Raw genomic sequence first — 20358 nt, forward strand, 5'->3', positions numbered from 1 at the left:
GCTCCTGGGGTATTGAGCCAATAGCTGCCCTTGCTCCACTCGCCCCTGATCCCACCGTCTAGCGGGGGCTAAAGACCCGGTTCACGCCCCCACCATCAAGCACGGCATCGATCAGCGCCCGCGCCGTCTCGATGTGCTGGCCGGCGCCGTACACCAGGGAGTGGTCGTTGAGCGTCAGGTGGTCGAGCGCGTCGCTGACCGTGGCCTCGGCGCATTCCAGCAACTGGCAGGCATGCAGCAGTGCTTCTTCGGCAGGAATACCGGCGCGAACAGTGAACATGTGATTGCTGCCAAACGGGGTGCTGGCGGTGGTTGCGGTGGAAAGGTCGAGGCTGGGGGGATCGGGGACTGGCTTTTTCATGGTTGACCTCTATGTAGGAGTGGAGCAACCACGACTCGCTGCTAAACGAAGGGTGGCAGCTGTACGCGGGTTAGCAGACCGGTCATAGAGGACCCCGGCGCACCCGAAGGCGCCCCACGTACAACCGCCATAACAGCGGTGTGCCGTCGACCTCATATGAATGTTCCGGACTGCTAAATCCGATCGTTGATCTTCCAACGACGGCAGCAGCCTAGGGCCATAAAAGGCTCGGCACAATAGCGCAACGGCGGCGGAAGTATGATTCAGAACGGTCTTACAGAAAACACCTACATAATCGCGATTTGTCGCCGATCACTGTGGGAACAATTGACTGTCACCGCCCGATTGAGCGTCACGCGCTTACAAACTCCCCACCAACTGCCCGCCATCTACCGCCAGCACCGCACCCGACATATAAGTGCCGGCCTGGCTGGCCAACAGCAGGAACGGCCCTTCAAGTTCCGCCAGTTGCCCCAGGCGACGCATGGGCACCGCGTCGCGAATGTAGGCCTGGCCCTTTGCACTGTCGAAATAGGCATCGTTCATCTCGGTCTTGAAGTAGCCCGGTGCAATGGCGTTGACTCGTATCTCATAACGCGCAAGCTCAAGGGCCAATGACTTGGTCAACTGCACAACACCAGCCTTTGCGGCGCAGTAGTGGCTGTAGCCAGTACCCACGCGCACACCGAGCATGGAGGCGATGTTGACGATGCTACCGCCACGCCCGGCCTGCGCCAGGCGCTGGGCGGCGCATTGGGCCACGCGCCAGACGCCGTCGAGGTTGGTCGAGAGCATGGCGCGCCAGTCCTCTTCGCTGATCTCCAGCACCCGCTGGCCCTGGCCGATGCCGGCATTGTTGAGCAGCACATCCACCACCCCGAAGGCCGCCTGGGCGGCATCGAACGCGGCTTCGACGCTGGCCCGTTCGGTCACATCCATCGCTACGGCAATGGCCTGGCTACCGTCTTCACCGATGATTTGCGCCAGTTCCTGCAAGCGCTCGACCCGCCGCGCCGCGAGCACCACCCGGGCACCGGCGCGCCCGGCGACGCGGGCCAGGTGCGCGCCAATGCCACTGGAAGCGCCGGTTACCATCAGCGTACGGCCGGCAAGAGAGAAGGTGCAGCCAAGGTCTAGGTTTTGTTTCATCGAGCAGGTCCTGGTTGTCAAAGGGGCTGGCTCAGTAGCGTTCGATACGGGTTTTGCCGGCGGCTACCAGGCGCTCGAGCAACGGCGCCGGGGTGAACCACATCTGGCCATAGTCGCCCAGCGCCGTGCGATAGTGCTGGATACCGGCCAGGACCTTGTCCAGGCCGAACTGCTCGGCGTAGTGCATCGGGCCACCGAGATGGGCCGGGAAACCATAGCCGTTGATCCACACCAGGTCGATGTCGCCAGCGCGCAGGGCAATGCCTTCGTCGAGCAGTTGCATGCCTTCGTTGATCAACATGAACAGGCAGCGGGCATGTATCTCGCCGTCATCGATGCGCCGTCGGGGGATGTGCAGTTCACCGGCCAGGCGCTCGGCCAGGGCCACCACTTCGTAGTCGGCGTGGCGCTCGCGACCTTCATATTGATAGAAGCCGCGTCCGGTTTTCTGCCCATGGCGGCCCAGGCGGTAGAGCTCGTCACCGATGCGGCAGTAGCTGTCGTCATGGGCAATGGCCGCGCGGTTTGCATCACGTACCAGGAAGTTCACGTCGATACCGGCGAGGTCGAGCATGCTGAACACTCCCATGTTCAGGTCCAGGGCGCTGAGCACGCCGTCGACCTGGGCCGGGGTCGCGCCTTCGAGCACCAGGCGGTGGGCTTCGCGGGCGTAGGGTTCGAGCATGCGGTTGCCGATAAAACCGAAGCACACGCCCGACACCACCGGGATCTTGCCAATGATCCGGGCGATTTTCAGGGTGGTCGCCAGCACATCGCCAACAGTCCTGTCGGCGTTGACCACTTCCAGCAAGCGCATGACGTTGGCCGGGCTGAAGAAGTGCAGGCCGATAACGTCTTGCGGGCGCGAGGTCACGGCGGCGATCTGGTCGACGTCCAGCGACGAGGTGTTGGTCGCCAGAATCGTGCCCGGTTTGCACACCCGATCCAGCTGGCGGAACACCTCCTGCTTGACCTGCAGCTGCTCGAACACGGCCTCGATCACCAGGTCGGCATCGACCAGGTCGTCGTAGTCAAGGGTGCCGCTGAGCAGGGCCATGCGCTGTTCCCGTTGGGCTTCGCTCAAGCTGCCACGCTTGACGCTGATGCCGTAGGTCTGGCGGATCTGCGCCAGGCCGCGGTCCAGGGCGTCCCCTTGACGTTCCAGGAGCGTAACCGGGATACCGGCATTGGCGAAGTTCATGGCGATGCCGCCACCCATGGTGCCGGCACCGATCACCGCGACCCGGTTGATGGTGCGCAGCGGGGTATCGGCGCCGATGCCCGGGACTTTGCCAGCCTCGCGTTCGGCAAAGAACACATGGCGCAGTGCTTCAGACTGGCGCGAGGCCTCTGCCTGCTTGAACAACGCAAGCTCGCGCTGCAGGCCTTGGGCCAACGGCAGCGTGCAAGCGGCCTGGACCGCCGACACCACCAGGCGCGGTGCCAGGCGGGTTTTCCAGCGTGGCGCGTTGACGCTCAAGTAACTGTCGAAGTAGTCCGCCGCCAGCCCCTTGGCGGGTTCCGGGAAGGGGGCGGGCGGCTGGGCCGGTGCGTTGCCGGTGAGCAGTTCGCGGGCAAAGCTGCAGGCGTATTCGAGCAGTTGCTCCGGGCTGGGCGCGAGGCGGTCGAGGATACCCAGCTCATGGGCGCGTTGGGCAGGCAGCGGGGCGCCGTTGATCATCAGTTCCAGCGCCGGCTGTGCGCCGATCAGCCGCGGCAGGCGCTGGCTGCCACCGGCGCCGGGCAACAGGCCGAGGGTGATTTCCGGCAGGCCGACACGGGTCTGCGGTTCGCCAACGCGATAGCCGCAGGCCAGCGCCAGTTCCAGGCCGCCGCCCAGGGCCAGCTTGCCGATGGCCGCGACTATCGGCTTGTCGAGGTGGGTCAGGCGGGTGAGCAGGCCGGGCAGATCCGGCGTGGCGAAGGATGCCGGACTGCCGAACTCGCCGATGTCGGCGCCGGCGCTGAACAGCCCATTGGCGCCGAACAGCACGATGGCCTGTACCGCGTGGTCGGCACCGGCCTGTTCGCAGGCTTCAAGCAGGGCAGCGCGCAGTGGCTGGCCGAGGGCATTGACCGGTGGCCGGGCGAGGCCGATCAGGGCCAGGTTGTCTTGCAGGTGGTAGGTGACCAGCGGGTTCATGGTGACTCCTTGGCAAAGCGCTTGAACGTCAAAGTGGGGTTCAGAACCAGCGGTCCTGCATGTCGAGGCTTGTGCTGTTGGCGCTGGCCAGCAGTCGCGCCTGGGCGTCGATACCGGCAAGCTCCCAGTCCATGAAGTAGCGCGCCGCTTGCAACTTGCCGTGGTAGAAGTCCGCTTCGCTGTCGGCTGCCCCGGCGCCCAGGGCGCGGCTGGCGACCAGAGCCATGCGCAACCACAACCAGCCCACCAGCACCCGGCCGAACAGGTCGAGGTAAGAGGTGGCGTTGGCCAGGCCGCGCCTGGCGTCGGCGGCGACCTGGCCGAGCAGGCTGTCGGTGACCTGCTGCAAGCGCTCCAGTGCACCACTGAGCAGGTAGGCGATGGCGGCGCAGCGATCGTCAGTGCCGGCTGCGTCGAGGGTCAGACGCACCTGGGTGAGGAACGACTGGTAGCCGGCGCCGTGGTTTTGCTGAAGCTTGCGCCCGAGCAGATCGAGGCCGTGGATGCCTTCGGTGCCTTCATGGATTGGGTTGAGGCGGTTGTCGCGGTAGTACTGCTCCAGCGGATACTCGCGGATGTAGCCCGAGCCGCCGAGGATCTGTACGCCGATGTCCGAGGCGAGCACGCCATACTTCGACGGGTAGGACTTAACCATGGGAATCAGCAGGTCAAGCAGCTCCCCGGCCTCGCGGCGGGTTGCCGGGTCGGGCGCAGTATGGGCATCTTCGTACAGGCTGCTGGCGTACAGGCACAGCGCCAGGCTGCCCTCGGCGTAGGTCTTCTGTTGCAGCAGCATGCGCCGCACATCGGCGTGCTCGACGATGCGCACCTGTGGCGACAGCGGGTCTTTGGCCCCGGGCAAGCGGCCCTGGGGGCGTTCGCGGGCGTAGTCCAGGGCATGGATATAGCTCTGGTAGGCCAGCGCCGAAGCGCCGAGGGCCACGCCGATGCGCGCTTCGTTCATCATCTGGAACATGCAGGCCAGGCCCTGGTTGGCCTCGCCGACCAGGTAAGCGACGGCACCGGCCTGTTCGCCGAAATTCAGCACGGTCGAGGTGGTGTTGCGGTTACCCAGCTTGTGCAGCAGCCCGGCCAGGGCGACATCGTTGCGTGCGCCCAGGCTGCCATCCGGTTCAACCAGGAACTTGGGTACCAGGAACAATGAAATGCCACGGGTGCCGGCCGGCGCGCCCTCGATACGAGCCAGCACCATGTGCAGGATATTGGCGGTGAGGTCCTGGTCACCACCGGAAATGAACATCTTCTGGCCGAACAGGCGATAGCTGCCATCGCCCGCCGGGCGCGCCAGGGTGCGCAGGTCGCCAAGGGCCGAGCCTTGGCCGGGTTCGGTCAGGGCCATGGTGCCGCTGTAACGGCCGTCGAGCATCGGCGCCAAAAAGCGTTCGCGCAGGGAGGCGCTGGCGAAGCTCTTGACCAGGTTGGCAGCCCCGATGGTCAGGAACGAGTAGTTTACCGTGGCGATATTGGCGGCGTTGAAGTAGGCCATGCTGGCGCGCAGGATCACTTCCGGCAGTTGCAGGCCGCCATCGTCGACGTCGTGGTGGGCGGCGAGAAAGCCCGCCTCGGCGAAGGCGTCCCAGGCGGCCTTGGTTTCAGGGATCAGGCGCACGTTCTCGCCGTCGAAGGTCGGCTCGTTGGCGTCGCCTTTCTGGTTGTGCGGGGCGAAGTATTCGGCGGCGATACCCCGTGCGGTCTGCAAGGTGGCGTCAAACACCGCCCGGTCGTGCTCGGCGTAGCGCGGGCGTTGCAGCAGTGCCTGGGTATCGAGCAGTTCGTAGAGCTGGAACTGCAGTTCACGTTCGTTCAACAAGGCGTCGGTCATCGTCGTGTCTCGTACAGGTCGGCCCGCCGCCGTTGACGGCGCGGCCAGGGTCAAACAAAAGGATTCAGAACTGCTGGTCTGGCATCTCGAGCACGGCATCGGCGCCCTGGACGACGATGCGCGACAGGCTCTCGGCCTGCGGCAGCCAGTGATCAGCGTAAAAGCGCGCGGTAAGCAACTTGCCGCGATAGAAGCCCTGGTCGGCGTTGCCGACCTTGAGCTGGCGGTGCGCGACCAGCGCCGAACGGGCCATCTGCCAGCCACCAGCGACGATGCCCAGCAGCTCGAGGAACGGCACGGCACCGGCGGCAACACGGGCAGGCTGCAGGGGAAATTGAGCAACGATGAATGCGACGCTGGCATTCAGGGCAATCAGGGCCTTGCCCAGGTTGCCAGCGTTAGCCTGCAGCTGCGCATCGTCCGTCGCCGTCAGCGCTTCGATCACCTGCTGGATTTGCTGGCCAAGTGTGGCGATGGCCTTGCCGCCGTCGCGGGCGATCTTGCGGCCGATCAGGTCGCTGGCCTGGATGCCGGTGGTGCCCTCGTACAGCGTGGTGATGCGCGCATCGCGCAGGTGCTGGGCGGCGCCGGTTTCTTCGATGTAGCCCATGCCACCGTGAATCTGGATGCCAAGTGAGGTGATGTCGACGGCGTTTTCGGTGCTCCAGCCCTTGACGACCGGGATCATCAGCTCCACCAGCGCCTGCCATTCCAGGCGGGCGGCGGGGCTTGGGTGGCGTTCGGCGCAGTCCATTGCCGCGGCGACTTCACAGGCCAGGGCGCGCATGGCTTCGGTGCGGGCTTTCATCGACAGGAGCATGCGCCGTACGTCCGGGTGGCGGATGATCGCGACATCGCTGCGCGTTGATGCACCAATCTCGCTGCCCTGGATACGATCGCGGGCATAGCTACGGGCTCGCTGGTAGGCGCGCTCGCTGAGGCCGACGCCTTCGATGCCGACACTGAAGCGGGCGGCGTTCATCATGATGAACATGTATCCCAGGCCGCGGTGCTCTTCGCCGACCAGCCAGCCGGTGGCGCCATCGCCGTCGCCAAAGGCGAGCACTGCAGTCGGGCTGGCGTGGATGCCCAGCTTGTGTTCGATAGCAGTGCAGCGCACATCGTTGCGCGCGCCCAGGCGGCCGTCGGCCTCGACCAGGTATTTCGGCACGACGAACAGCGAGATCCCCTTGACCCCGGCCGGTGACCCGGGGGTGCGGGCCAGGACCAGGTGGACGATGTTCTCGGCCAGATCGTGCTCGCCGTAAGTGATGAAAATCTTCTGGCCCTTGATACGGAACGTGCCGTCGCCTGCCGGTTCGGCACGGGTGCGTACCGCCGCCAGATCGGAACCGGCCTGGGGTTCGGTGAGGTTCATGGTACCGGTCCACTGGCCGCTGATCATCTTCGCCAGGTAGGTGTGCTTGAGGTAAGCCGAGCCGCGCAACTCGATCGCCTCGATGGCGCCGCGGGTGAGCATCGGGCACAGGCCGAACGACAGGTTGGCAGCGTTCCACATTTCCTCCACCAGCGCCGAGACCACCCGCGGCAAGCCCTGGCCACCGAACTGGGGAGCACAGGACAGGGCGTTCCAGCCACCCTCGGTAAAACGCTGGTAAGCCTCGCGCCAACCGCTGGCGGTGCGTACCTCGCCGTCGAGCCAGCGCGCACCTTGACGATCTCCGCTGACGTTCAGCGGCGCCAACACGCCATGGGCGAACTTGCCGGCTTCACTGAGGATGGCGTCGACAAGCTCGACGTCCAGGTGGCTGCAGCCGGGTAGCCCCAGCACTTGTTCCAGGTAACCCAATTCGTTGAGAACAAACTGCATGTCGCGCAGCGGCGCGTGGTATTCACTCATGGCTGGATCCCTGGCCGATGTTGTTGAGGCTCATGAAGACTCCGAAAAGGTGGTATGTCCGTACAGGCGCTGAGGGCAAGTTCAACAGATCGAACCAGGGCAGGCGCCCACCCCGGAAGGGTGGGCAAGGGCGACGCAGCGCCGACCTACCCGCCAGGAGGGGGCGTGCCCTGCACACGACGGCTTAAGGTGAAGCCATCGCATCCACTGCCACTCTGAGGTCAGCATGATCCCACGCACTCTTTTCGAGCCCGAGCACGAGGCGTTTCGCCACACGGTCCGGCGTTTTCTTGACGAAGCCTGCGCCCCCTTCCACGAACAGTGGGAGGAAGATCAGCGGGTGCCCCGGGAGATCTGGCAGCGTGCCGGCGCGCTGGGCATGCTCAATGCCACGACACCGGAGGCCTATGGCGGCCTGGGCCTGGACCGGCGGTTTTCCATGGTCGCGGTGGAGGAGGTAGCCCGGGCAGGGTTGTCGGGGCTGAGTGGTTTCAATGTGCATGACATCTGTGCCGGCTACCTGATCAACTTCGGTACCGAGGCGCAAAAGCTTGAGTGGCTGCCGAGAATGGCCAGCGGCGAGGTGATTGCCGCCGTGGCCATGACTGAACCGGACACCGGCTCAGACCTGCAGGCGGTCAAGACCCGCGCCGTGCTCGATGGTGACGACTACCTGATCAACGGCGCCAAAACCTTTATTTCCAACGGCACCAACTGCGACCTTATCGTGGTGATCGCCAAGACCGGCAACAGCGGTAAAGGCTCGCGCGACATCTCGCTGATTCTGGTCGAGGCCGACCGCACCGGGGTCAGCAAGTCCAGGCCGCTGCGCAAGGTTGGCCTGCACGCCCAGGACACCACCATGCTGTTTTTCCAGGACGTCCGCGTGCCCAGGGCCAACGTGCTCGGCGCCGAGCCGGGCCAGGGCTTCTATCAGCTGATGAAAGAACTGGCCTGGGAGCGCCTGAGCATCGGCATCCTGGCTATTGCCGCCAGCCAGGCGGTACTGGAACAAACCATTGCCTACACCCGCGAGCGCAAGGTGTTCGCCAAACCGATCATCGAATTCCAGAATTCGCGCTTCAAGCTTGCGGAGCTGAAGACCGAGGTCGTAATTGGCCAGACCTACACCGACCGTTGCATGGAACTGATCCTCGCGCACGAGCTTAGCCCGCAAGCGGCTGCGGCGGCCAAGCTGTGGTGTACCGAGCTGTACTCCAAGGTGGTCGACCAGTGCCTGCAACTGCACGGCGGCAACGGCTACATGCTCGAATACCCGGTGGCCCGCCACTACCTGGACAGCCGGGTCAACCGTATCTATGGCGGAGCCAACGACATCATGCGCGAACTGGTGGCCCGCACGCTCTGAGCGCACAGAGCTGGCGCTCCCCCCTCACTTAAGGGGGGGAGGCTGACTTTTGGCTGATCTTCAGGTACAAAATCCGACATAAAAACAACAGAACGTGGCCACGCAAGCCAATTCGTCCAGCGCCCGCTTCGCTGTTTCGATGCGTTCGGATCGGAGACCTGTCAGGCCATGCATAGCGACAAGCTGCTCGTTTCGACCAAATTCGCACCCCCGCGCATCGGCACCCAGACCATCCTGCGCCAACGCCTGCTGGAAGAGCTGCGCAGCATGGCGCAAAGCCGCGTAGGCTTGATCACCGGCAGCCCGGGTTTCGGCAAGACCACGTTGCTGGCGCAATGGCGCCAGTCGATGATGCGCTCGGGCGCCGAGGTCGCCTGGCTGTCACTGAGCGCAGACGACAAGCACCTGGCAATCTTCTTCGCCTACCTGCGCGGCGCCCTGCAACGTCTAGGCATTGCCCTGGACAGCGGCATCCCGCTGGAAGGCTCGCGCCAGGAACTGATCGACGAGGTGGTCGCGGCCATCGTCGAGGGGGCGGCGTGCGTCAACAAAGAGCTGTACCTGGTGATCGATGATTACCAGCACGTCTGCGACCCGCGCGCCCACCAGTTGATGCAGAAGCTGCTGGACCACAGCCCGGACAACCTGCATTTCGTGATCTCCTCGCGGGTCGGGCCGCCGCTGAGCTTCAGTCGCCTGCGCCTGAGCGGGCAACTGGTCGAGCTCGATTGCGCGGCATTGCCCTTCGACCTGAGCGAGTCGCGCGCCTTCCTCGAACAGAGCCTGGCGGTGTTGAAGCTGAGCCCGGAAGAACTGCACCAGATCCACGAGCTCACCAGCGGCTGGCCGGCCACCCTGCAACTGGTGATCATCCTCCTGCGCAATGACCCCGGCGCCCGCGGCACCTTGCGCGAAATGGGCTGGCGTTCCGACGACCTGCAAAACTACCTGGCCGAGAACGTCATGGCGCACCTGCCGGCCGAGCTTGCCTGGTTCATGGAAAGCGTGAGTATCTGCCGGCGTTTCAATGCCTCCCTGGCGCAGGCGGTTACCGGCTGCGAGGCGGCCACGGCGCTGCTCAAGCGGCTGGACGAAGAGAACCTGCTGATATTTCGCGTCGAAGCCGACGACCGCCAACCCTGGTATCGCTTCCATGCACTGTTTGCCGACTTCCTCGCCACCCGTTTGGCGCGGCGTGAAGGCAACGCGCAACGCGCGCTGCACGACCGGGCGGCGCGCTGGTTCGCCGAGCGCAAGTTGCTCGCCGAGGCCGTACGCCATGCCACCGAAGCGGGCGACCTGGGCTTTGCCGCGCAACTGATCGAGCGCGCCGCCCCGGCAACCTGGAGCCTCGGCCAGCTCAGCCCGCTGCTGCGTCTGCTCGACCGCCTGCCACAAGACATTCTGTTCTCGCGGCCACGGTTGTTCTTTCTTGGTTGCCTGGCCTACGCCCTGACCGCCCGACCGGCCAAGGCCGAAGCCTGGCTGGAGCAGTTCCAGCGCAGTGGCGCCGCGCAGCAGGCCGACGTCGCCTACCGGCTGCCGCTGGTGCAAGCCGCCATCGAGGTGCAACGCGACCGCACCGAACCGATCATCGAGCTGCTGAAAAACTTCAAGCCGTTACCGGACGACTATTCGGTCACGCGCTTTGGTGCGCCGGCGTTGCTGGGCATCGCTTACCTGGCGGCCGGGCGCATCGACGAGGCCCTGCAATGCCTGGATCAGAGCCCGATACCCGAGTCCGAGCGCGATGGCGAAATGGCCCTGGTCGCTGAAGGCACGCGCACGCTCTGCTACTTGCAGGCCGGGCGGGTGCTGGATGCCGAGCGTACCGGGGCGCCGCAACTGGCCCGTGCCGTGGCAGTACACGGGCATCGTTCGGCCAGCGCCTATCTGGGCGGCGCAACCCTGGCCGAGGTGTACCGCGAACTGGACCGCACCGACGAGGCGCGGGAGATTCTCGCCAACCGCAACGGCCTGCTGCAATGGGCCATGCCCGACACCATGCTGCGCGCCACCATCTGCCGTGCGCGCCTGGATTTGCTGCAGGACAGCCCGGCGGTTGCCATGGCCTTCCTCGAGCGCCAGGTGCGTCACTTTCGCACCATCGGCCAGGACCGTGCGCTGGTGCATTGCCTGGCAGAGCAGGCGCGCATCGCCTTGCTCGATAATAACAAGACCCTGGCCGCCGAGGCGGTCGCCACCCTGCAGACCCTGGCCCAGCCTTACCTTGCGGCCAAGGGCTTCAAGGCCGACATCGTGCCTATGGCAGCATTGGCGCGGGCGCGCCTGCTGCTGGCCACCCATTACCCGGACAAGGCGCTGGCCGATCTTGAGGTGCTGTACAGCTATGCCAAGGCGTTCAGCCGCGGCCAGTTGCGGGTCACCGCGCAGTTGCTGCTGGCCTGCGCCCAGGCTGACCTGCTTGAGCCCGAGCGGGCACAGGCGCATCTGCTGGCGGCGCTTGTCGAGGGCCGCCAGTTGGGCCTGGTTCGCACCTTCCTGGATGAGGGCGAGGCGCTGCGCAAGATGCTCGCCGAGCTTGCCGGCAAAGCCCTGGCGGATGAAGACGGGGCATACCTGGGCCGCTTGCTGGAAGGCTTCGGGCCTGCCTATGCCGGGCGCTGCAGCGAATTGCCAGGCAATGGCGCCCACTCGGTACTGACACCGCGGGAGCTGGCGATCCTGCAACTGATCAGCCAGGCCATGGCCAACAAACGCGTGGCCCTGACGCTGAACATTTCGCTGGAAACGGTGAAGTGGAACCTGAAGAACATCTACGCCAAGCTCGGCGTCTCCAGCCGCTATGACGCGGTGTCCTGGGCACGCAAGCACGGTGTGCTCGAGTAAGCGCAAAATCACCCGGGCCCAGGCATCCGGCACGTTGCGTGGACGTTTCGCCTGCCCCGTACCCGGGTAATCTTGCCGATTGAGCCTAAGCCAGCCGCCGACGTAGCGGCCAACCCCGCACGGGGGGGCTTGGTCTCCCGCCGGCTCCTGCCCGCCAATCCCCCCCGGCGTGAGGGGGCAGCCCGCCGATAGTGCCTCCTATGATCGATTCACAGCCCCCGCTAGGGCGGCAGAACGATGAGCCTAGGAGAGAACCTTCAATGATTGCGCGTAACCTGTTCGATCATGAGCACGAGGCGTTTCGCGACAGCGTGCGACGCTTCCTGGCCGAGGAATGCGCACCCTGCCAGGAACAATGGGAAACCGATCAGCGGGTGCCGCGTGAAATCTGGCAGCGCGCCGGCGCGCTCGGCATGCTCAATGCCACCACCCCGCAAGCCTACGGAGGCCTGGGCCTGGACCGGCGCTTTTCGATGGTCGCCAGCGAAGAGATCTACCGCGCAGGCCTGGCCTCCGGGCTGATCGGTTTTGGTGTACATGACATTGTCGCCGGCTACCTGGTGAATTTCGGCAGCGAGGCGCAAAAGCACGCCTGGCTGCCGAAAATGGCCAGCGGCCAGGCCATCGGCGCGGTGGCCATGACCGAACCGGACACCGGCTCCGACCTGCAGGCAGTCAAGACCCGCGCGGTGCTGGACGGTGATCACTTCGTCATCAACGGCGCCAAGACTTTTATCTCCAACGGCAGTAACTGCGACCTCGTGGTGGTGGTGGCCAAGACCGGCAATTCGGGCAAAGGCGCCGACGACATCTCGCTGACCCTGGTCGAGGCCGAGCGTGCGGGGTTCAGCCGCTCGCGGCCGTTGCACAAGGTCGGCCTGCACGCTCAGGACACCACCATGCTGTTCTTCGAAGACGTGCGGGTACCCAGGGAGAACCTGCTGGGCGGCGTGCCGGGGCAAGGTTTTATCCAGTTGATGAAGGAGCTGGCCTGGGAGCGCCTGTCGATTGCCGTCAGCAGCGTCGCCGGCTCGCTGGCGGTACTGGAAAGCACCCTGGACTACACACGCAACCGCACGGTGTTCGGCAAGCCGATCTTCGCCTTCCAGAACACCCGGTTCAAACTGGCCGACCTGAAGATGCAATTGGCGGTGTCGCAGAACTACGTCGACCGCTGCATGGAGCAATGCCTGGCCGGCACCCTCAGCCCGGAAGCGGCAGCAGCCGCCAAATTATGGTGCTCGGAGCTGTATAGCCGTGTCGTTGATGAGTGCGTGCAGCTGCACGGCGGCAACGGCTACATGCTCGAGTATCCGGTGGCCCGCCACTACCTGGATCACCGTGTGCTGCGCATAGCCGGCGGCGCCAACGACATCATGAAAGATCTGGTCGGCCGCACACTCTGAGCCGGGCCACTGAGGACTACCCAATGCAATATCTGATCCCCCGTACATTGTTCAGCACCGAGCACGACGAGTTCCGCCGCGCTGCCCGGCGTTTCATGGAAGAGGAGGTGGCGCCGTTTCACGCCCAGTGGGAGAAGGACAAGTGCGTCCCCCGCGCGGTGTGGCGCAAGGCCGGCGCGCTGGGCATGCTGCTGCCATCGATGCCGGAAGAGTACGGCGGCCCCGGCGCCGACCGCTTGTTCGACATGGTGTTCTGCGAAGAATTCATGCGCATCGGCGCCACTGGCCTGATCGGCTTCGGCGTGCATGGGCTGGTGGCGTACTACATCCTCAACTACGGCACCGAGGCGCAAAAGCAGGCCTGGCTGCCGAAGATGATTGCCGGCGAAGCTGTCGGCGCCATCGCCATGACCGAGCCCAACACCGGCTCGGACCTGCAAGCGGTACGCACCCGCGCCACCCTCGATGGCGAGCACTTCGTGCTCAATGGTTCCAAGACATTCATCTCCAACGGCGCGTCCTGCGACCTGGCGCTGGTGGTGTGCAAGACCGGCAACAGCGGCAGTGCCAAAGATATCTCACTAGTCATCGTCGAGAAGGAGCGCCCGGGCTTCGAGCGCTCGCAGCCGCTGGAGAAGATTGGCCTGCATGCCCAGGACACCAGCATGCTGTTCTTCGACGACTGCCGCGTGCCAGTCGAGAACGTGCTCGGCGGCGAGCAGGGCCAGGGCTTTTACCAGCTTATGCATGACCTGGCCTGGGAACGGATCATCGGCGCGGTGGGCTTTCAGGCCCAGGCCGAGGCGGCGCTGGAACACACCCTCGACTACACCCGCTCGCGCATCGTGTTCGGCAAGCCGGTGCTGGATTTCCAGAACTCGCGTTTCGTCCTGGCGCAACTGAAAACCGAAATACAGCTCGGCCGCTCCTGGGTCGACAGCTGCATGGCCTTGTTGCTGCGCGGCGAGCTGAGCGCCGAGACCGCAGCGGTGGCCAAGTACTGGACCGCCGAGCTCAGCAGCCGGGTAGTCGATGCCTGCCTGCAACTGCATGGCGGCAACGGCTACATGACCGAGTACCCGATCGCCAGGCTGTACCTGGACACCCGCGGCAACCGCATCTGGGGCGGTACCAACGAAATCATGAAGGAAATCATCGCTCGCACCCTGTGAGCGCGATCAGACAGAGGAGTGCACACGTGTCTCAAGAAATTCGCTTTGACGGTAAAGTCGCCATCGTCACCGGCGCCGGCAACGGCCTGGGCCGTGCCCATGCGTTGCTGCTGGCGTCGCGCGGCGCCCGGGTGGTGGTCAACGACCTGGGGGTCAGTACCGATGGCCTGGGGCAATCCAGCGCCGCGGCCGACGCGGTGGTTGCCGAAATTCGCGCCCTGGGCGGCGAAGCGGTAGCCGATCACCATTCGGTGACCGAGGGCGAGAAGATCGTCGCCACCGCGCTGGAAGCCTTTGGCACCGTCGACATCCTCATCAATAACGCCGGCATCCTGCGCGACACCTCGTTCCACAAGATGACCGAAGAGCAGTGGGACCTGATCCAGGATGTTCACGTCAAGGGCGCCTACCGGCTGACCCACGCGGTGTGGCCGATCATGCGCGACAAGGGTTACGGGCGTATCGTCATGACCGCCTCGGGTGCCGGCATCTTCGGCAACTTCGGCCAGTGCAACTATGCCACCGCCAAGGCCGGCCTGATCGGCTTTGCCAGCTCGCTGGCCATCGAAGGCGCGAGCAAGAACATTCGCGTCAACACCATCGCCCCGATAGCCGCCTCACGCATGGTGATCGCCAGCGGCATCTTCCCCCAGGCGCTGCACGACAAGCTCAAAGTCGAAGACGTCGCGCCACTGGTGGCCTGGCTGTGCAGCGAAACCTGCGAGGACAGCGGCGAGTTGTTCGAAGTCGGTGGCGGCTTCCACGCCAAGTACCGTTGGCAGCGTTCCCAGGGGCGGTTCCTGCACACCCAGGGCCTGAGCCCGGAACTGGTTCGCGACAACTGGTCGCGCATTACCCGCTTCGACCAGCACAGCGTGCATCACGCCGATGGCGCCGACGCTTTCAAGGAGCTGTTCGAGCGCATGGACGCACCGACCAAAGGTGGCAATGCCTTTGTCGACATGGAGGTGGCGGGCAAGGCGGTGTCTTACCTTGAAACCGAGTATGACCAGAACGATGCCGCACTCTATGCCCTGGCCGTCGGCGCCGCCAAGGACCCGCTGGACCGCACTGAGCTGCTGTATGTGAACGAGTTTGCCGGCGACGATTTCCGCGTGCTGCCGACCATGGCCGTGTTGCCGGCCACTGAAGTGTTCCTGCGCGCGGCGAAGTCCGGCGAGCCGCAGCTGGAGGGTCTGAACCTGCCGTTCGCCAAGGGCCTGCATGGCGAGCAGTACACCTTCATGTACCGGCCGTTGCCGCCAAAGGCCAAGCTCAAGCACACCATGCGCCTGAAGGCGGCCATCGACAAAGGCAAGAGCTCGGTGAGCATCCTGGCCATCGAGACCACCGACGAACACGGCACGCCGCTGTTTTACAACGAAGTCACCGGGTTCTACCCGGGGGTGCCCGGGGCCGGGCTGGAGCAGGTCGCCAGCGAAGAGCTCAACGTGCCGCCGTTGCGCGCACCCGACGCGGTGCTGGCCGATGCCACCGAGGTCAACCAGGCCTTGCTCTACCGCCTGTGCGGCGACTGGAACCCGATGCACGTCGACCCGGATTACGCCGCCAGGGCCGGTTACGAGAAGCCGTTCCTGCACGGCTTGTGCACTTTCGGCTACCTCGGCCGGCATGTGATCAAGGCGTTTTGCGATAACGATTCGCGGCTGTTCAAGAGCGTGCGCGCACGCTTCGCCTCGATCGTGATGCCCGGCGACACCCTGGAAACCCGCATGTGGCGTGAATCGCCCACGCGCATCATCGTCCAGATGCGTGCCGTGGAGCGTGACGTCATCGTGCTGAAAAATGGCGCGGTCGAATTGTTCGAGTCCGTGCCGGCCTGATCCCTGGCCACCTGCCGCTGGCCGGTTGTGCTAGCGGCAACTTTGTATTTCAGGAGAGCACGATGCAACGTTGCGTCAATGTGATTGGCGTAGGGATGTCCGCTTTCAGCCCCGCAGCAGCGGGCCCGGGCCTGGCCGACCTGATCGGGCGCACGGCCCGCTTGGCACTGCTCGACGCCGGGTTGTCCGCCAGCCGCCTGAGCGCGGTGTATGCCGCAACAGACAGCGACGCGAGCCTGCAGCGGGCGCTCGAGCACTGCGGGCTGGGCCAGGTGGCGGTGCGGCAGTTTGCGCCGGACAGCGAAGACAGCGGGTTGATGTTGTCCTGTGCCTGGCAGGCGCTGGTGCAAGACCAGGCCCAAGCCATTCTGGTGGTGGGTGTGCAAGGTGCTATAGGCCCATGGCCTTACCCGGATGCGCTGCTGGAGCACCTGGGAGCCAGCGCTCGCGCCTATATGGCGCGATACCAGGCGCGCCCGGAAACCTTCGCGATGATCGCCGTCAAGGCCTGCCAGCATGCGGCGCTCAACCCGGAGGCCGCGTTCAGGCGGGCGCTGACCCTCGACCAGGTGCTGCAAGCCCGCCTGCTCGCCGAGCCGTTGACCTCTGCGCAGTTTGCCTGGCCAAGCGCCGGCGTTGCCGCCGTGCTGCTGTGTTCCGCCGATTTTGCCCGCCTTCATTGCCCCGGCCCGCAGGTCCGTATCCTCGCCCTGGCCAGCGCCAGCCCGACAGAGGGCATTGTCGACATCGGCTATGACACCCAGGTGGCCGCGGCCCGCGAGCTGTATGAACTGGCGGGCATCGGGCCACAGGATGTGCAGGTGTGCGAACTGCACGACGCCAGCACCTTGAGCGAGATGCTGCTGTACGAGGCGCTGGGCTTTTGCCCTGAAGGCAGTGCAGAAAAGCTGGTCGAGGAGGGCGACAACACCTATGGCGGCAACCTGGTGGTCAACCCCAGCGGCGGCCTGTTGTCGCTTGGACTGGCTGGCGCCGCCAGCCCGCTGGCACAATGCATCGAGCTGGTCCAGCAGTTGCGCGGCAGTGCCGGTCGACGCCAGGTCGATAACGCACGAACTGCCCTGCAGCAACACACCGCCGACGCAGGCACGGTGATTGCCACGCTCTACCAGCGCGACTGAGCGACAGCAGCGACATGCACCAGGACGCGCCCGGAACAGAACAATATCAATGGGTGGTACACCACCCTCCAGATCCAGGATCGGCAATGAATAACAATAATCAGACCACCCTGTTGCATCGCTTCCTCCACTGGGAGCGCACTACCCCCGAGACCATCTACCTCAGCCAACCCCTGGCCGATGGCAGCGTGCAGGACTTCAGCTGGGCCGATGTCGGCGATCAGGCACGCCGCGTCGCCGCCCACCTCAAGCGCCTCGAGCTGCCGGCCGGTTCGTCCATTGGTATCTATGCCAAGAACAGCGCGCACTGGATCATCGCCGACCTGGCGATCTGGATGGCCGGCCACGTCAGTGTGCCGCTGTACACCACCGCCAGCAGCGATACCGTGCGCTATGTGCTGGAGCATGCCGAGATCAAGCTGCTGTTCGTCGGCCGCCTGGAGGGCGAGGCCTCCGGTTGGCAGGCGATCTGCGCCTCGATTCCCGAGCAATTGGCGCTGATCGACCTGCCGATGTCCAGTTGCAACCAGGGGCTGGCCTGGGAGCAGATCATTGCCGGCACCGAGCCGTTGCAGGCCGTCGAGCTTCCTGCCCCCGAAGCCCTGGCAACCATCATCTACACTTCCGGCAGCACCGGCGACCCCAAGGGCGTGATGCACAGCTTTGCCGGCCTGTATGCCGCGCCGGCGGTGACCGGCTGCATGTATGCCAACGGCCGCGGCACCTCCAGCGGCGACCGCCTGCTGTCGTACCTGCCCCTGGCGCACACTGCCGAGCGGGCCGTGGTCGAAGCGGTGTCGCTGTTCAGCGGCTGCCGGGTGTTCTTCAATCTCGGGCTCGATACCTTCAGCGCAGACCTGCGCCGTGCACGGCCGACCATATTCCTCTCCATGCCAAGGCTGTGGGGCAAGTTCTACCAGGGCATCAACGAGCGCATCGACCCGGCCGTTCAGGCTGCGGCATTCGCTGATCCGGCCGAAGGCGCACGAATGAAGGCGCAGATTCTCTCAGCGCTGGGGCTCGATCAGGTACACACCGGGCTATCTGGCTCGGCACCGCTGCCGGTGAAGGTGATGGAGTGGTACCGGCAGTTGGGGCTGGAGCTACTGGAGGGCTATGGCATGACCGAGAACTTCGGCACCTCGCACTTCAGCCTGCCGGGGCAGGTGCGGGTGGGTTACGTCGGCGCAGCCATTGCAGGGGTCGAGTGCCGCCTGGGCGCCGACAACGAGATTCTGGTGCGCAGCCCGGCGCAGATGCTCGGCTACTTCAAACGACCTGACCTGACCGCGCAAAGCTATACCGATGATGGTCTGTTTTGCACAGGTGACCGTGGCGAGCTGGATGAACAAGGCCGCCTGCGCATCACAGGAAGGGTCAAGGACCTGTTCAAGACCGCCAAGGGCAAGTATGTGGCGCCGGTGCCGATCGAGGCCAAGCTGGGTAATCATCCGCGGATCGAGGCCTGTTGCGTTACCGGCGTGGGGCTGTCGCAGCCGTTGGCGCTGCTCAACGTCTCGGCCGAAACCCGTGCGGCGCTGGCAACTGCAGAAGGCCGGGACCGGGTTGCCACCGAGCTGGAAGTGTTCCTGGCCGAGGTCAATGCCCAGTTCGAGGCCCATGAGCAGTTGTCGCGGCTGGTGGTGGTCGGCGAACCCTGGGCAATTGCCAACGCCCTGCTGACGCCGACCTTGAAGATCCGCCGTGGCCTGATCGAGGAGCGTTACCTCGGCAGGATTGAAGCCTGGGATGCCGGGCAGGGCAAGGTCATTTTCGAATAGAAGGAGATGCCAAAACGCCCCGCAAGCGGGGCGTTTTTTATTGCCGGTCAAACCTTATCGAATACCCGCATTGCGCAGCGCCGCCGGGGTGAAGTCTGCAAGCTTGGTCCGCGTGCCATACAGCGGTGCGCGCCTGGATTCGTTGCTCAGGCTGACGACGATGTAGCGGCCCGCCAGCAAGTCGTAGAAGCCCTGGGCCGCCGGAGCGTTCAAGCCCTTGTCATAGTGGTTGTAGGTGTAGTTTTCGCCCACCCGCCAGAGCTGACCACGGCCGTCATAGTGATCGACCTCGGCAAGTACCCAGGTGTCTTCGTCAAAATACATGTCGCGCTTGGCATAGATATGCCGCTCGCCAGGCTTGAGGGTGGCCTGTACGTGCCACACCCGGTGCAGCTCGTAGCGGCTCAGGTCCTGGTTGATGTGCCCGGGTTTGATGATGTCGGCGTATTTTAAATCCGGTGATTGCAGCTTGTAGTTGTTGTAGGGAATGTACATCTCCTTCTTGCCGATCAGCTTCCAGTCATAGCGGTCTGGCGAGCCGTTCATCATGTCGGCGTTGTCCGAAGTGCGCATGCCATCTGCCGCCAGGCCCGGTGCATCGTAGGCCAGTTGCGGCGCACGACGTACGCGACGTTGGCCGGCGTTGTAGGTCCAGGCCTTGCGCGGCTCGCTGACCTGGTCGATCGTTTCATGCGCCATCGACACTGTGCCGGCCAGGCGCGCCGGGGCATCGACGGCGAAGATGTAGTAATAGAGGATGTTTTTCGCCGCCTGGGCATCCACCCCGTCCATGTACTGCGGAAAGCTGTTCTGGTCGTGGGTCTCGACAATGGTGTAGGCACCGTTGACCTGGGGCACCGCTTGCACCGACCAGCGTTCGACGTTTTCGCCACGAAAGCGCGTTACATAGTTCCAGTAGACTTCGACGCCGCTCTTGGGGATCGGGAAGGCGTAGTAGCGTGAGTCGGCGAGGTTGCTCAAACCGGTGCCATCGTTGACCAGTTGCACATTGACCGCGCTTTTCTTCGCAGCGCCATAGATGTGCTCGGCGGTGCGGGCCGTACGGTGGCTCTGGTAGACCGGGATCCTGTAGCTGTCCGGGTAACGCTTGAACATCGCCAGTTGGCCGGGGGTAAGCTTGTCTTTGTACTGCTCGGCATTGGCTGCGGTGATGGTAAACAGGGGCTTTTCATTCTTGAACGGATCACCGAGAAAACCCTTGGCGTCCACAGCGGCGGCGCCAGGCTTGAGCCCGCCGGTCCAGGCCGGGATGCTGTTGTCGGCGTTGCCTTCCTTTTGTGCGCCCAGAGGCGTCAGGCTGGTGCCCAGTTGGGCCGCTTCCTGTTCGCTGACTGCAGCCATGACGCTGCTGGCCAGCAGCGAGAGCGCCAGGGCGCCGGTAGTAAGGATGGTGCTTGCTTTCATGGATGTACCCTC

Annotated in this window: 13 protein-coding genes; 7 read left to right on the forward strand and 6 right to left on the reverse strand. The window is 64.6% G+C overall.

Features of this window, described 5'->3' with window-relative positions:
- Window positions 1-58: 58 nt before the first annotated feature.
- The 5 genes from ACIOVF_RS15350 to ACIOVF_RS15370 all read right to left on the reverse strand — a co-directional run bounded on the left by ACIOVF_RS15350 (window position 59) and on the right by ACIOVF_RS15370 (window position 7357).
- A complete protein-coding gene (locus tag ACIOVF_RS15350) occupies window positions 59-361 on the reverse strand; it encodes a DUF6124 family protein (RefSeq protein ID WP_052676534.1) in 303 nt (100 codons plus the stop codon).
- A 360-nt stretch (window positions 362-721) separates the two neighbouring features.
- Complete coding sequence (locus ACIOVF_RS15355; RefSeq protein ID WP_045198941.1) at window positions 722-1510, reverse strand: SDR family NAD(P)-dependent oxidoreductase; 789 nt, start codon at window positions 1508-1510, stop codon at window positions 722-724.
- 31 nt (window positions 1511-1541) lie between these two features.
- Window positions 1542-3653 (reverse strand): 3-hydroxyacyl-CoA dehydrogenase NAD-binding domain-containing protein, encoded by a 2112-nt coding sequence (locus ACIOVF_RS15360; protein WP_045198943.1) that lies wholly within the window; start codon window positions 3651-3653, stop codon window positions 1542-1544.
- 40 nt (window positions 3654-3693) lie between these two features.
- On the reverse strand, window positions 3694-5496 hold the full coding sequence (locus tag ACIOVF_RS15365) for an acyl-CoA dehydrogenase (RefSeq protein ID WP_045198945.1): 1803 nt from the start codon (window positions 5494-5496) through the stop codon (window positions 3694-3696).
- Window positions 5497-5560: 64 nt separating this feature from the next.
- The gene (locus ACIOVF_RS15370) at window positions 5561-7357 is read right to left on the reverse strand and encodes an acyl-CoA dehydrogenase (RefSeq protein ID WP_401290545.1); all 1797 of its coding nucleotides are present in this window, start codon (window positions 7355-7357) and stop codon (window positions 5561-5563) included.
- 226 nt (window positions 7358-7583) lie between these two features.
- Here ACIOVF_RS15370 and ACIOVF_RS15375 point away from each other — a divergent pair, with 226 nt between their 5' ends.
- The 7 genes from ACIOVF_RS15375 to ACIOVF_RS15405 all read left to right on the forward strand — a co-directional run bounded on the left by ACIOVF_RS15375 (window position 7584) and on the right by ACIOVF_RS15405 (window position 18921).
- The gene (locus ACIOVF_RS15375) at window positions 7584-8726 is read left to right on the forward strand and encodes an acyl-CoA dehydrogenase family protein (protein WP_401290548.1); all 1143 of its coding nucleotides are present in this window, start codon (window positions 7584-7586) and stop codon (window positions 8724-8726) included.
- 168 nt (window positions 8727-8894) lie between these two features.
- A complete protein-coding gene (locus ACIOVF_RS15380) occupies window positions 8895-11576 on the forward strand; it encodes a LuxR C-terminal-related transcriptional regulator (RefSeq protein ID WP_045198951.1) in 2682 nt (893 codons plus the stop codon).
- A gap of 260 nt (window positions 11577-11836) precedes the next feature.
- Window positions 11837-12982, forward strand: coding sequence for an acyl-CoA dehydrogenase family protein (locus ACIOVF_RS15385; protein ID WP_401290551.1), 1146 nt, complete (start codon window positions 11837-11839; stop codon window positions 12980-12982).
- A gap of 32 nt (window positions 12983-13014) precedes the next feature.
- Window positions 13015-14154: an acyl-CoA dehydrogenase family protein gene (locus ACIOVF_RS15390; RefSeq protein ID WP_275560032.1), complete on the forward strand. Its 1140-nt coding sequence runs from the start codon at window positions 13015-13017 to the stop codon at window positions 14152-14154.
- Window positions 14155-14180: 26 nt separating this feature from the next.
- The gene (locus ACIOVF_RS15395; RefSeq protein WP_401290554.1) at window positions 14181-15998 is read left to right on the forward strand and encodes an SDR family NAD(P)-dependent oxidoreductase; all 1818 of its coding nucleotides are present in this window, start codon (window positions 14181-14183) and stop codon (window positions 15996-15998) included.
- Window positions 15999-16060: 62 nt separating this feature from the next.
- Window positions 16061-17140 (forward strand): thiolase C-terminal domain-containing protein, encoded by a 1080-nt coding sequence (locus ACIOVF_RS15400; RefSeq protein WP_401290557.1) that lies wholly within the window; start codon window positions 16061-16063, stop codon window positions 17138-17140.
- 86 nt (window positions 17141-17226) lie between these two features.
- Complete coding sequence (locus ACIOVF_RS15405; protein ID WP_045198960.1) at window positions 17227-18921, forward strand: AMP-binding protein; 1695 nt, start codon at window positions 17227-17229, stop codon at window positions 18919-18921.
- Window positions 18922-18975: 54 nt separating this feature from the next.
- Here ACIOVF_RS15405 and ACIOVF_RS15410 read toward each other — a convergent pair whose 3' ends face one another.
- The gene (locus tag ACIOVF_RS15410; RefSeq protein ID WP_045198962.1) at window positions 18976-20346 is read right to left on the reverse strand and encodes a DUF1329 domain-containing protein; all 1371 of its coding nucleotides are present in this window, start codon (window positions 20344-20346) and stop codon (window positions 18976-18978) included.
- Window positions 20347-20358: the final 12 nt, after the last annotated feature.

Origin of the sequence: Pseudomonas sp. NPDC087612 (assembly GCF_044743505.1) — a bacterium.
In the GTDB taxonomy this organism is placed as follows: domain Bacteria; phylum Pseudomonadota; class Gammaproteobacteria; order Pseudomonadales; family Pseudomonadaceae; genus Aquipseudomonas.